This window comes from Bacillus sp. V3-13 (assembly GCF_002860165.1).
Lineage (GTDB): Bacteria > Bacillota > Bacilli > Bacillales > Cytobacillaceae > Bacillus_BJ.
In genome coordinates this window covers 33,486-46,010 of sequence record NZ_PGUZ01000002.1, presented here as the reverse complement: position 1 = coordinate 46,010, position 12,525 = coordinate 33,486, and the positions used below count along the sequence as shown (strand labels likewise).

Annotated in this window: 15 protein-coding genes and 2 pseudogenes; 5 read left to right on the top strand and 12 right to left on the bottom strand. The window is 44.0% G+C overall.

Annotation, left to right across the window (positions count from 1 at the left end; translation table 11 throughout):
- Positions 1-15 precede the first annotated feature (15 nt).
- The 3 genes and pseudogenes from CU633_RS00680 to CU633_RS00670 form a co-directional block, all read right to left on the bottom strand.
- Entirely contained in the window at positions 16-513 is a 498-nt protein-coding gene (locus CU633_RS00680) for a DUF1641 domain-containing protein (RefSeq protein WP_101657801.1), read from the bottom strand.
- Positions 488-3,469 (bottom strand): annotated as a pseudogene (gene fdhF / locus CU633_RS00675) (formate dehydrogenase subunit alpha). The gene CU633_RS00680 and the pseudogene fdhF overlap by 26 nt, the downstream one beginning before the upstream one ends.
- A gap of 11 nt (positions 3,470-3,480) precedes the next feature.
- Complete coding sequence (locus CU633_RS00670; RefSeq protein WP_101657800.1) at positions 3,481-4,284, bottom strand: formate/nitrite transporter family protein; 804 nt, start codon at positions 4,282-4,284, stop codon at positions 3,481-3,483.
- 167 nt (positions 4,285-4,451) lie between these two features.
- Between CU633_RS00670 and CU633_RS00665 the strand changes: the two genes are divergently transcribed.
- Positions 4,452-4,670: a hypothetical protein gene (locus CU633_RS00665; protein WP_101657799.1), complete on the top strand. Its 219-nt coding sequence runs from the start codon at positions 4,452-4,454 to the stop codon at positions 4,668-4,670.
- 78 nt (positions 4,671-4,748) lie between these two features.
- Here the strand turns inward: CU633_RS00665 and CU633_RS00660 are convergent, their stop codons facing one another.
- On the bottom strand, positions 4,749-5,048 hold the full coding sequence (locus tag CU633_RS00660) for a heme biosynthesis protein HemY (protein ID WP_101657798.1): 300 nt from the start codon (positions 5,046-5,048) through the stop codon (positions 4,749-4,751).
- 78 nt (positions 5,049-5,126) lie between these two features.
- Here CU633_RS00660 and CU633_RS00655 point away from each other — a divergent pair.
- A pseudogene (locus CU633_RS00655) lies at positions 5,127-5,291 on the top strand (winged helix-turn-helix transcriptional regulator); the annotation flags it as partial.
- A 39-nt stretch (positions 5,292-5,330) separates the two neighbouring features.
- Here CU633_RS00655 and CU633_RS00650 read toward each other — a convergent pair.
- Positions 5,331-5,741 carry a DoxX family protein gene (locus CU633_RS00650; RefSeq protein WP_101657797.1) on the bottom strand — a complete coding sequence of 137 codons (411 nt, stop codon included), beginning with the start codon at positions 5,739-5,741 and terminating at the stop codon, positions 5,331-5,333.
- Between the two features lie 220 nt (positions 5,742-5,961).
- Here CU633_RS00650 and CU633_RS00645 point away from each other — a divergent pair, with 220 nt between their 5' ends.
- Positions 5,962-6,930 (top strand): NADPH:quinone oxidoreductase family protein, encoded by a 969-nt coding sequence (locus CU633_RS00645; protein ID WP_101657916.1) that lies wholly within the window; start codon positions 5,962-5,964, stop codon positions 6,928-6,930.
- Between the two features lie 329 nt (positions 6,931-7,259).
- On the opposite strand, the gene CU633_RS23180 is transcribed toward CU633_RS00645, so the two are convergent.
- The 7 genes from CU633_RS23180 to CU633_RS00615 all read right to left on the bottom strand — a co-directional run bounded on the left by CU633_RS23180 (position 7,260) and on the right by CU633_RS00615 (position 11,079).
- Positions 7,260-7,394 (bottom strand): hypothetical protein, encoded by a 135-nt coding sequence (locus CU633_RS23180; RefSeq protein WP_257958374.1) that lies wholly within the window; start codon positions 7,392-7,394, stop codon positions 7,260-7,262.
- A gap of 132 nt (positions 7,395-7,526) precedes the next feature.
- Positions 7,527-8,177: a DsbA family oxidoreductase gene (locus tag CU633_RS00640; protein WP_101657915.1), complete on the bottom strand. Its 651-nt coding sequence runs from the start codon at positions 8,175-8,177 to the stop codon at positions 7,527-7,529.
- A gap of 112 nt (positions 8,178-8,289) precedes the next feature.
- Positions 8,290-8,673, bottom strand: coding sequence for an IDEAL domain-containing protein (locus CU633_RS00635; RefSeq protein ID WP_257958352.1), 384 nt, complete (start codon positions 8,671-8,673; stop codon positions 8,290-8,292).
- A gap of 115 nt (positions 8,674-8,788) precedes the next feature.
- Positions 8,789-9,208, bottom strand: a complete 420-nt coding sequence (locus CU633_RS00630) for an RrF2 family transcriptional regulator (protein WP_101657795.1) — start codon at positions 9,206-9,208, stop codon at positions 8,789-8,791.
- A 172-nt stretch (positions 9,209-9,380) separates the two neighbouring features.
- Entirely contained in the window at positions 9,381-10,391 is a 1,011-nt protein-coding gene (locus CU633_RS00625) for an LLM class flavin-dependent oxidoreductase (RefSeq protein ID WP_101657794.1), read from the bottom strand.
- 71 nt (positions 10,392-10,462) lie between these two features.
- Positions 10,463-10,666, bottom strand: a complete 204-nt coding sequence (locus CU633_RS00620) for a hypothetical protein (RefSeq protein ID WP_101657793.1) — start codon at positions 10,664-10,666, stop codon at positions 10,463-10,465.
- Between the two features lie 29 nt (positions 10,667-10,695).
- A complete protein-coding gene (locus CU633_RS00615; protein ID WP_101657792.1) occupies positions 10,696-11,079 on the bottom strand; it encodes a winged helix-turn-helix transcriptional regulator in 384 nt (127 codons plus the stop codon).
- A gap of 206 nt (positions 11,080-11,285) precedes the next feature.
- Here CU633_RS00615 and hxlA point away from each other — a divergent pair, with 206 nt between their 5' ends.
- Together hxlA and hxlB are read left to right on the top strand one after the other, a co-directional pair.
- Positions 11,286-11,918, top strand: a complete 633-nt coding sequence (gene hxlA / locus CU633_RS00610) for a 3-hexulose-6-phosphate synthase (RefSeq protein ID WP_101657791.1) — start codon at positions 11,286-11,288, stop codon at positions 11,916-11,918.
- 7 nt (positions 11,919-11,925) lie between these two features.
- Positions 11,926-12,483, top strand: coding sequence for a 6-phospho-3-hexuloisomerase (gene hxlB / locus CU633_RS00605; protein WP_101657790.1), 558 nt, complete (start codon positions 11,926-11,928; stop codon positions 12,481-12,483).
- Positions 12,484-12,525 lie beyond the last annotated feature (42 nt).

Below are 12,525 nucleotides of genomic sequence, written 5' to 3'. Positions count from 1 at the left end.
CGTGTCACCCTCCCCCTACTGATTGTTTTGCTTGTTTTTCAGAAAAACTTCTCCCATTCCTTCAAGGAAATCAACCATCGTTGTCATCGCAGCCCTGATCTCGGGGCTGCGCAGCCGCCTTCTCATTTTCCATATCGTCTGCTTTTCCCCCTCTTGCCCGGTTTTAGACAAGCGTTTCAATCCCCGGCCGACTCCTTCAAGAATGGTTTCAAACTGGCCGGGCTGCAAAGTACCAAGAAATTTAACCGCACCCATTCCGTTCTTGATCGTATTGTGCATCGCCGGTTGATTCAATTGCTGAATCGCAATGGCCCCTACTTCGGTGCGCTGGTCGATGAGCCCATGGACAATCTCCAGGGCTCTCATTTCATGCAAACCTTTTAAAATCCCAATCGCAGCCATAATCGCTTCGCGGTTTTGCGTGAGCTCCTTTAAAATATCCGAGATTGCCTGGGCTTGTTCTTCCGCGGGGTTGGGAACATCTTGCTTAATTTGCCTGATTGCCTTCGCCATACTCATCACCTCCCATTTCAAACATTTCCGGTATTGGTGTGAAATCAGACCGTTTCCATTTTTCTTCAACCCTGACACTGATTTGCGGCACCCGGTTGCCAAAGCGATGATTTTCTCTCGGAATCGGCGGGTGTCCCTCTACTTCCAATACTTCCATTTTCACACTCATTTCCTTATAACTGGGGGTGTGGGTGATGTAATCATGATAGCTGCTTGTTAAGCGATTGACAGCTGAGATGATTTCTGGTGAATGCATCGGTAGATAAAGTTCATTGCCCTGCACCCGGTCGGTAACGGTAACACCAATCTCAACATGGCCGTATGGTGAAGTCAGGCGCACCAATGAACCATCTTTCAATCCTCTTTCTTTGGCAAGCTGTTCGGAAACTTCCAGCCATGGTTCAGGTACCTTGTGGGTGATGCCTTCATCCCGGTATGTCATATTCCCTTCATGGAAATGCTCAAGGATCCGGCCATTATTTAAATGCAGGTCGTATTCCTCACCAGGTTCATATGGCTTAGTCCAATCAACAGGAACGAGTCTGGCTTTGCCGTCTTGAAAGGCAAACCGCTCAGTATACAGTAAAGGCGTGTCCTCCCCGTTTGGGGCAACCGGCCAAACCAGGCTGTTCCAGCCTTCGAGCCGATCGTAGCTGACGCCGGCAAACAGCGGTGCGAGCTTGGCTGCTTCCTCCATAATTTCACCAGGGTGTTCATACTTCCAATTTGCCCCGAGCCGGTTCGCCAGATTCTGAAAGATTTCCCAATCGGGTCTTGCCTCTCCCAGCGGTTCGAATACTTTATAAAAGCGCTGGATTCGGCGTTCCGTATTGACAAATGTACCGTCCTTTTCCAGATTTGGAGCGGCCGGTAACACCACATCGGCAAATTGGGCAGTCCTCGTAAAGAAGATGTCCTGTACGACAAAAAAATCAAGCTTTTCAAAATTTGATTCGACATAATTTGAGTTAGAATCAACTAACGCCATTTCTTCTCCGAAAAGATAAAGAGCCTTCAGCTTGCCTTTATCAATTCCCTCTACCATTTGGTGGTTGTTCATGCCCGGTTCTGCCGGGAGAGACACACCCCATGCTTTTTCATATTTTTCCCGGACTTCAGGGTCCTAGACAGGTTCGTATCCAGGGAACCATGCCGGCATTGTCCCAAAATCACATGCTCCCTGAACATTATTATGTCCCCTTAACGGGTAAGCTCCTGTGCCGGGACGGCCATAATTGCCGGTGATTAATAACAGATTCGAAATCGCCGTACTTGTATCCGTTGCGCCCGTATGCTGCGTTACGCCCATTGCCCAGAGGGCACATACTGTTTTGGCGTCATGGATCAACGTCGCAATTTGTATTAATATGTCCCGGGAAATTCCCGTTTTTTCTTCGGCATACTCAAGTGTATATTTTTCGAGCGATTCCACATATTTTTCCAAACCGTTCACCCGGTTGGCCAGGAATTCTTTAGCTTCCCAGCCTTGGTCAAGAATATATTTGGTTACGGCATTTAACCAAATCAGGTCTGTGCCCGGTTTCGGATGCACCAATAGATCGGCCCGCTGCGCCAGTTCATGCTCCCGCAAGTCGGCTACGATCAGTTTTTGCCCAAACAATTTATGGGCACGCTTCACGCGCGTTGATAAAACTGGATGGGACTCGGCAGGGTTTGCGCCAATAACAAGGACTAGCTCGGCTGATGCGATATCCCGGATCGTGCCAGCATCGCCTCCCAGCCCAACCGTTCGCATCAGAGCTGCAGTCGCCGGTGATTGACAATATCGTGAACAGTTATCGACATTATTCGATCCCATCACAGCACGGGCAAATTTCTGGAACAAATAATTTTCCTCATTGGAGCATTTCGAGGAAGCTATATAACCAATCGAATCCGGGCCATGCTTCTCTTTTATTTCAGTCAGCTTGTTGGCAATCAAATTGAGAGCCTCATCCCAGGTTGCTTCAACAAACTCATCTCCCTTTCGGATTAACGGCTTTGTTAAGCGCTCATGACTGTTGACAAAATCCCAGCCCCATTTACCCTTAACACAAGTGGAAATACCATTAACCGGTGCCTCTTCGGTAGGCTGGATCCTGAGGATTTCTCGATCCTTTGTCCAAACCTCAAAGCTGCAGCCGACTCCGCAATAGGTGCATACCGTTTTCGTCCTCTTGATACGGGCTTTGCGCATCGCTGCTTCCACTTCTGATATTGCAAAAATTTCCTTGTAACCCGGCTCGACCTCTTTTGTTAAATCGATCATCGGCCCCAATATCTTAGGCGGAATCCCTGTCAAATAGCCGGCTTTTCCGAGCATCGATTTTTCCATTAAGGCATTGCACGGGCAAACATTGACGCAGTGGCCGCAGGAAACACAGGAGGATTCATCAATCGGAACATCATTATCCCAAATGACCCGTGGTACCTCGCGGCTCCAATCAATCGTGAGAGTCTCATTTACCTGTAAGTCCTGGCAAGCTTCTACACATCTTCCGCAAAGAATGCATTGGTCTGGTTCATATCGGTACATCGGATGGGAATTGTCCGGTGGATACGGCTTCGCCTCAAACTCATATTTTTGATGTTCAATCTCCAAATACTCGGCCGTATTATGGACCGTGCAGTTTCCATTGTTGTTATCGCAGACTGTACAGTACAATTCATGGTTTTTTAATATTCGCGACATCGCTTCATCCTGAGCCTCTCTGACCGGCTTGGAAAAGGAGTCAATCTCCATCCCCTGCTCCACTTTTGTAGCACAGGCGCGAACGAGTTCGCCCCCGACATTGACAAGACATGTATCACAGGTTTGAATCGTGCCGAGGTTCGGGTGAAAGCAAATACTGGGAATAAATAAATCCTGCGCCTTGGCAAAATCCAAAATCGTTTGCCCCGGTTTAGCTGTGTACACTTCTCCATTAATTTGCACTGAAAACGTTGGTTCCGTCATCATCACTTCTCCTAACTATCAGATTTTCCGGCTGTTGCGTCGGGGACCATATCCTCTTTGTAAGCAATCCAGTACAGTGTCGACACAAATACAGCCCCGCCAATCATATTTCCAATAAATACGGGTATGAAATTAGACATAAAATCGCCCCAGCTATAATGGCCCGAGAATATGGCTGCTGGAATGACGAACATATTGGCGACAACGTGCTGAAATCCAATTGCAACAAACCCCATAATCGGAAACCAGACAGCAAGTATTTTCCCGCTAACATCCTCAGCACCATACGATAGCCAAATGGCCAGACCGACCAGCCAGTTACAGCCAATAGCTGAAAACAGCGCTTCCCAGAAGCCTTCATCCAGCTTCGCCCCCGCGATTGCGACCGTCTTCGCCAGATATGGTCCTGCTTCTGTCAAACCGGCGAGATGTCCGAAGCAATAAGCGACAAAGATCGAGCCGATAAAGTTGCTGATCGTAATCCAAAACCAATTTTTCAAGAGACGGTATAGCGTAATACGCCTTGATAAGAAAGCCATTGAAACGGCCATCATGTTTCCGGTTAAGAGCTCCCCTCCGCCAATTACGATTAATATAAGTCCCATCGGGAAGACTGCCGCACCCAAAAAGGCGCCAAAGGTTCCCCAGTCGTTCGGTAATTCTGCTGTCACCCTTATATCTAACAGATAGCCCAGAGAGATAAATGCTCCGCCCAAAAACCCTAATACGAGCATGCTCCGAAGCGGTAATGTCGATTTCCGAACGCCGGTTTCTGCTGTATACTGGGCGATGCGCTGGGGAGTACGAAACGCCATTAAGGTTCCCTCCTACTTAAACTCACTTCTTACTATCTGCTTTTTTCGAGCTTTTATAAGGAAATTTAGGATAATTTTCGCAGGGGATTAAATATGTTTTTTGTTTGTCATTTTTTATCATTTTGGGAATGTTATTAAAAAGATCAATTAATGGAAGGTGGGCGCGCATGGAGAAGGAAAAGCTATTTCAACGGGTCGAGACAATGATCCATTCCTCATCAAAAAAACCAAAATATATGTCTCTATCGACAGTGAAAATGGCTGATATTTTTGGGGTAAACCCTTCTGACATTGAGCAGGGATTAGTGGATCTTGTTAATGAAGGAAGGTTGCGTAAAACGAAACTTCCGGATCCTCCTTATAATGATATATACTTTTTGCCTTAATTAAGCAAAAGAGCGAAATCCATAACGGACTTCGCTTTTTTTTTGCTTTACGTATTTTTTAAATCACCATATCCTGACTTAATGGTGATGGCTGCCTTTTGCTGGATTGGTAATGACAAATCCCTCTCCACCTACATAAAAGTACTGGATCCAGACACCATCGAGAAAATCTTCACGTTTATCAAGAAGAATATCAATATCTTTGTCTGTTTTGACGATTTCATCATGCTCTGTTGGTGTATCAAGCTTTAAATCAAAATGGGCGTGATCACCGTGGTGCAAAGTAACGTACACGCGGATCATTTTGCCTTCCGCTTCTTCAGTGCTCAACATCTTTTTTAGTTCCTTGGCTGCATTTCGGTTAATTTTACATTTCATCCTGTTGTCCCCTATTCTTGTTTTCTGTATTATATTATCCCATGATTTTCGTAAAAAACAAAAAATCCTGCTTTCGCGGGATATTTTCACAGGGAAGTTTATAAAGAAATCCCTCCTAAAGTTGAATATTCTCTAACGCATACAGGAAAGAGTTTTATCCCGATCTTGGACATGATGGGGGAATGGGGTAAAAAGCATTTGGAAAATCAGAAAAACAACCAAGAGGATATGTTAAAAAGCTAAAGCCCAATGTGCTTTAGCTTCCATCCGTTACAGATGTGATTACAAGAAAGTTAAATCAAACGCCGCATCCAATGAAATGGCACCTGGACCGGTCAGCATAATTCCTAACGCAACCGCGATCAGGACAATATTATATTCGATGCCACCCGTGTCAGAAAACAGTCCATTTTTGCCATGAACCGTTTTGATCGCAACAATCATCGGAATAATAATTAATATTGCAGCTAAAGGTGTTAAAAACCCGAGTAAAAATAAAATACCTCCGATGAATTCACCCCAACCGGCTAAAAGCGCCATCGTTTTGCCTGGTTTAATTCCGATTTGCTCAAAAAAAGCACCTGTCCCTGCAGGCCCTCCCCCGCCAAACCAGCCGAATGCCTTCTGGGCGCCATGTGCAGCATAATAAAGGCCGACGATCACACGTATAATCAAAAGGCCCAAATCTACCATGTGAAACCTCCTCGTTTAAATATGAATCTAATATGTATCTGTAAGTTTCCCTTAAAGATGATCTTTATTCCGCCTGGCTCAGTAAAAAAGGATTTCACAAAACAGCAAAAGTTAATTTTTCAAAAATGTAGTAAGATAGAGAGGAAGCACATGGTTGTTTTTAGACCAGTTTGTATATAAGAGAGGGGTTTTAAGCGTGGTTGAACAGTTTAAAGCATTAATGGTCGATAAAACTGAAAATGATTTTTCGGTTGATATCAAAAACATTTCTTTAAATGAGTTGCCCGAAGCTGATGTGTTAATCAAGGTTGCGTATTCCGGAATTAACTTTAAAGACGGTTTGGCTGGCACTCCCAATGGCAAAATTGTCAGGTCGTATCCCTTCATACCGGGTATTGATCTAGCCGGAGTCGTCGTGTCTTCTGAAGATCCCCGCTTTAACGAGGGGGATGAAGTGATTGCGACAAGCTATGAAATTGGGGTTTCACATTATGGAGGCTACAGTGAATACGCGCGCATTCCCGGGGACTGGATTGTTCCACTGCCGAAAAATTTAACCTTAAAAGAAGCGATGGTCTATGGTACAGCCGGTTTTACAGCAGCGCTTTCGATCCAGCGACTGGAGGACAACGGCCTGACGCCGGACAAAGGCAAGGTTCTTGTCACAGGAGCTACAGGTGGCGTTGGAAGTTTGGCTGTTTCAATGCTTGCAAAGCTGGGATATGAAGTTGTCGCCAGTACCGGTAAAGCTGAAGAACATGATTTTTTACATAAACTCGGTGCAAAAGAGATTATCTCCCGGGAAGATGTTTACAATGAAAAAATTAAACCTTTAGATAAACAGCTCTGGGTTGGGGCGATTGATCCAGTCGGTGGAAATACTCTTGCCTCGATCTTAAGCAAATTGAGCTACGGCGGGGCTGTTGCTGTAAGTGGCTTGACGGGCGGAACCGATGTACCGGCCACCGTATTTCCATTTATTCTTCGCGGTGTCAATTTACTCGGGATCGACTCTGTTTATTGCCCGATGGATGTCCGAAAAGAGCTATGGAACCGAATGGCAACCGACTTAAAACCGGCCAACCTATTGGATAATCTCCAAAAAGAAATTACCCTTGAACAATTGCCGGAAACACTGCCTTCGATTTTAAAAGGACAGGCGCGGGGAAGAATCGTAGTGAAGATGTAACACAGAAACGCTCAGCTTGCCTCAATACACGTGAAAAGAAAAAGGCTGCTGAATGATGATCAGCAGCCTTTTCCTTTTTAATTCTTTTATTTCGTCAACTTCGCTCACTTTATCGTCAACTTTTCAGATATATCATCAACCTTGACTACTTTATCGTCAACTTCGAGATATATCATCAACTTCAATCATTTTATCGTTAACTTTCCAGATATATCTTCAACTTCGGCCACTTTATCGTCAACTTTCCCGGATATATCTTCAACTTCGGCCACTTTATCGTCAACTTTCCCGGATATATCTTCAACTTGGATGAATCAATTTTGAGCATCTTACTCCAGGGACTGGCTATATTGAGCCTTTACAAGATCAGTCAAGCCGACTTTGACAGGACCGAGCATTTCTTGTTCCGGATCCAAAATGCCATTTGTAAACTCATTTACGTATACAGTTTGCTGTGCCTTCATTAATCTTCCCCCCTTAAATATGTAAGCACTTACATTATAACTCAATTAAATTACTTTTTGATAGGATCACGAAACTTTCATAGAAAAAGGGATTGCATCAATCGCAATCCCTTGCATAAATCTTTGAACTATTTAACACCCATCAATCCCGCAAGCCATTCCTTCAAAAAACTGATCATCAGATCGTTGTTTTTTTAGTTCTTCCTCGATCACTTGTTCAATTGTCTCCTTTGAACGAACACCGGCAAGAACAGTATCACCGATCACAAACGTGGGAACGGCGGTAATATTTGCTTCTGTGTAAGCGTGCTGAAGGGCTTTTTGATGTGCCTCTTTGTACTTTCTTGTTTCCAACGCTTCTCGGTATTCTGTTTCATCCAGGCCCACTTCTCCGGCCAGCTTTGTCAAAATATCGATATTCCCGATGTCCTGTTCTTCCTGAAAGAAAGCACGGAGCATACGATCGTTATATTCATTTCCTTTTCCATGTTCCTTCGCATATTGGAAACCCTCAAAGGCTAAGTGAGTATAAGGCTGCGGTGATACTTTCGGAAGCACAATCGGAATTCCGAGACGTTCGGCCATTGGGTAAACCGATTGTCTCCATGTATTTTGCAAATAATCCCCTTCAGGCAGCAACGTCTCATTTGGATATGGCCGCAGTTCATACGGCATCCATTCCACTTCGACATCTTTTCCTTCTATTGCTTCGTCGAGAGGTTTTTCTGCCAGGAAACAAAAGGGACAGACATAGTCTGAATAAACCTTTATCTTCAACGCCATCATTCAATTCCTCCAAGCCATAGTCGACTCAAGATGCTTTGCTGCATTTAAAATAACCATGTTTAGAGCCCTTATGTCCGACTCAAAAAATTAATGGTCCTGCTCAATTATTTTAGCCCAAACGGTTTGTGAAAGTCAGGTTGGCAGGTTTTTTTTGTTGTGTATCTTGTGATCCCTGTTTTAGTGCTGATAATTCCGTCGTCAACTCCGTAAACCAAGGCTCATCCTTCGTAATGAGCGCAAGATCGATCAAATAGCGAAGCTCTTCTTCATCCCTTGTCTCAGCGACATCCAATTTCGCCACCCATCTGCTCAGCGTTGCAATCGTTTTTCCGATCGATTTTTCATTATCGCTGTCCAACACATTCACTTTTACAATCCCATTTACCTGGTCGATCGTTTCAATATAACCGCGGATTAACTCTCCATTTCGCGACTTCCCCTTGACCCAATCGCCTATTTCAAATCCTTTGTTTGCCGCCGTCATAACTAACATTCACCATCCATTCAAAATTTTTAGTTTTCTTATGTTGAATGCACTGAAAGGTCATTGTCTATCTGTAACAAAAAATATTACACTTCGGTTAAAAAAGAAAAAAATCAAATCAATATCAGCGACACTGTTTAATTTTCTCCAGTACGGAATGAATCGTAACCTGATCCAAGTATTTTACTAAAGACACTTCTGCTTCATTGAAAATTTGGTCCATCACTTCAGGAATATTCGATGAGACCGGACAGTCCTGTTCCGGATCCCCGGTGCAAGCATGCGGTTTGAGAGCCCCATGTGAAATGGACCGATAGATTTGTGCCAACGTGATGTCATGAGGGTTGTTGTTAAGAATATATCCGCCCCCCATACCCTCTTTTGTTTTAACAAATCCATTTTTACGCAGGCAGCTCATGATTTTACGAATTCTTGCCGGGTGTGTCGATACATTCTTCGCGATCATCTCGCTGCTGGCCATACGCTCAGGCAAATAAGCCAAATAAGCCAGGCTGTGCACGGCTATGGTAAATTCACTGTTCACTTGCGGTATCCTCCTAATGAAGCTTACTGTAATTTTATTTGATACAGTTTGCAATGTCAAAACTTCTGCTTCAAAAGGAGCAATTCGACGGAATTATCTAACTTTATATTTTTTGTTTACCCGCTGCGATCCATATAAAACAGAAAGCAGCGAAAATGGGCCGCCCTTTTGATCAGTCACGGCGGAGTGTTAACACTTCATTGGCGATTAATTCGTATGAACGAGCCCGGTCTTCATCGCTGTGTGTGATTGTCACAATCATTAATTCATCCGCTTCGTATAAAACTTGCAGTTCTTGAAGCTTGGCTTTCACTTCCTGCGGATTCCCTATGACCATTTTTCTTTTCATATTGTCGACACTTTGGCGCCAATCACTTTTATTTATATACTGCTTCGCTTCTTCCACAGAAGGTATGCCGTTCTTGCCCTCGCCTTTTGCCAGCTGCATTTGCCACACATGGCTGCTTAATGCGAGTTCTTCTGCTTTTTCGGTTGTTTCAGCACAAATAGCGGAAACGGCCAGTATCGAGGCAGGATGCTTTAGCTTGCCATTAGGTCTAAAATTTTCAGTATACCTTTTTAAAATAGCCGGGCCTTCCTTTTCACTCATAAAATGCCCAAAAGCATAGGCAGTTCCATATTCCGCAGCAAGAATGGCGCTTTTTTCGCTTGTGCCAAGAATCCACGGTTCGGGAGAGACCACAGGCAGGGGTGCTGCAGAGATTTTTGAAAACATTTCGTCAGAAGAAAAATCATCATGTAAGAAATGAAGAAGGTGTTTAACCAATTCGGGCATTTTTCGAACTTGCTCCAAAAAATTATCCGACAGCGCCATCGTTACTTCGGCGGAGCCCCCCGGTGCCCGTCCAATTCCAATATCAATACGGTCTGGAAACAGGGTGGCAAGCATATTAAACGTTTCGGCAATTTTGTATGGTTTGTAGTGCGGCAGTAAAACGGCACCAGATCCGATCCGGATCTTTTTCGTGTTTGCCCCAATATAGGCTAGCATCACTTCGGGCGCTGGACATGCCAGTCCCGGCAAATCATGGTGTTCAGCGATCCAGTACCGCGAGTAACCCCACTTTTCTCCGATTTGCGCCAAGTGCATGGAGGCCTGCAATGCTTGTCCCGCTGTATTTCCAGAAGAAATCGGCGATTGGTCTAAAATACTTAATTTCATTTTTTCCCCTCTTTCCTGCCTTGCTTCAAATCGCATCGGTCTAAGCATGCAATGTACAGGCAAAAACAGCTTTAATAGCTGCCAACCCCTAAAGGAAATCCGTCCTTGTATTCACCGTTATCATACAATTTAACTGGCATTTCTCCTTCATAAACGATCGCCACATTGCTGTAATTCAACCCTCTTTTGGCCGCTTCTTCTGATGCCTTAAGATCATCAAAGCGCCCGATATGCTGGCAAACCGCAGATTTGTCATATAGCTTTACTACATACATGTCATTACCTCCGTTTTTCTTTTGGAATTTTATTTTATTGTTCCTTGTTTTACTTTACTAAATCCTGTCTCAGGCTGTTTCTCCATCACATTCTCCATATAGTTTTTGCCCCATTGGTACATGGAATCGAGAATGGGCATCAGGCTCCTGCCTTCCTCAGTCAGTGAATATTCTACTTTTGGCGGCACGATTGGATACACTTTGCGATTGACAATCAAGTCTTCTTCCAATTCGCGAAGCTGGTTCACGAGCATTCTTTGTGTAATACCGGGGATGAGTGCCTTTAACTCGCCAAACCGCTTCGTGCCTTCTTTCCCTAAATGCCATAAGATCAGCATCTTCCACTTGCCGCCAATCACTGAAAGGGTTAATTCTTTCTCACAGTTAAACGTCTTTCCCTGCATCCGTGTCATTGATTTTTCCTCCATATCGTTAACCATCATAGTATACTTTTTAGCACTATGTATGAATAAAGTGCGTACTTTCAACTATATAACATACATAGTATAATCACAATTATTCCGGCCTGGGAAAGCATCCAAAGACGTATTTTACTGCGAAAAAAATTGGGTATATTACTACAGTGCAACTAAGAAATCATACTAGGAGTGAAACATTCATGGAACTACAATTAGCATTAGATCTTGTTAACATCCCGGAAGCAATTGACCTCGTAAAAGAAGTCGAGGAGCATATTGATATCGTCGAAATTGGAACACCTGTTGTCATCAATGAAGGACTAAGAGCTGTAAAAGAAATGAAAGAAGCTTTTCCCAATTTAAAAGTATTGGCAGACTTGAAAATTATGGATGCAGCCGGATATGAAGTGATGAAGGCTTCTGAAGCTGGTGCGGATATCGTGACAATCCTTGGAGCCGCTGAAGATGAATCGATTAAAGGGGCCGTGGAAGAAGCGAAAAAACAAGGCAGGAAAATCCTTGTCGATATGATTGCAGTGAAGGATCTGGAAGGCCGTGCAAAAGAAGTGGATGCTCTTGGCGTTGACTATATTTGTGTGCACACTGGATATGACCTTCAGGCAGTTGGCCAAAATTCTTTCGAAGATTTAGCGACTATCAAGCGTGTTGTTAAAAATGCGAAAACAGCTATTGCCGGCGGGATCAAATTAGAAACTCTTCCTGAAGTGATTCAGGCCCAGCCCGACCTTATTATTGTTGGCGGCGGAATTACAGGAAAAGAAGACAAAAAAGCGGCAGCAGCAGAAATGCAACGATTGATCAAACAAGGTTAAGGTCATTATGAATACCATTGAATATTTAGCGGAAGTCATTGAAGAATTAAAGCGAAGCATTGATTTAATTGCCGATGAACAAGCAGAGCAGCTTGTGAACTGTATTCTCGCAGCTAAGAAAATCTTTGTCGCAGGTGCGGGAAGATCCGGATTGATGGCTAAATCTTTTGCGATGCGGATGATGCATATCGGTTTGGATTCTTACGTAATAGGCGAAACGGTAACCCCCAACTTTGAAAAAGAGGATATTTTGATCATCGGATCAGGGTCAGGAGAAACGAAAAGCCTGGTTTCGATGGCAGAGAAAGCAAAAAATATCGGCGGAACTGTTGTAGCTGTTACGATTTTCCCGGAGTCTACAATCGGAAAATTAGCAGACATTGCGATTAAACTGCCTGGCTCACCCAAGGATAAGTCGGAAAATGATGATAAAACAATTCAACCAATGGGATCTCTATTTGAGCAAACCCTGCTGTTATTTTTCGATGCCGTTATTTTACGGTTCATGGAGAAAAAAGGGTTGGACTCGGGAACGATGTATGGCAGGCATGCCAATCTTGAGTAGAGAAGGTTTCGCGTAAAAAAGTTCTTTTTGCATCATTTTAAA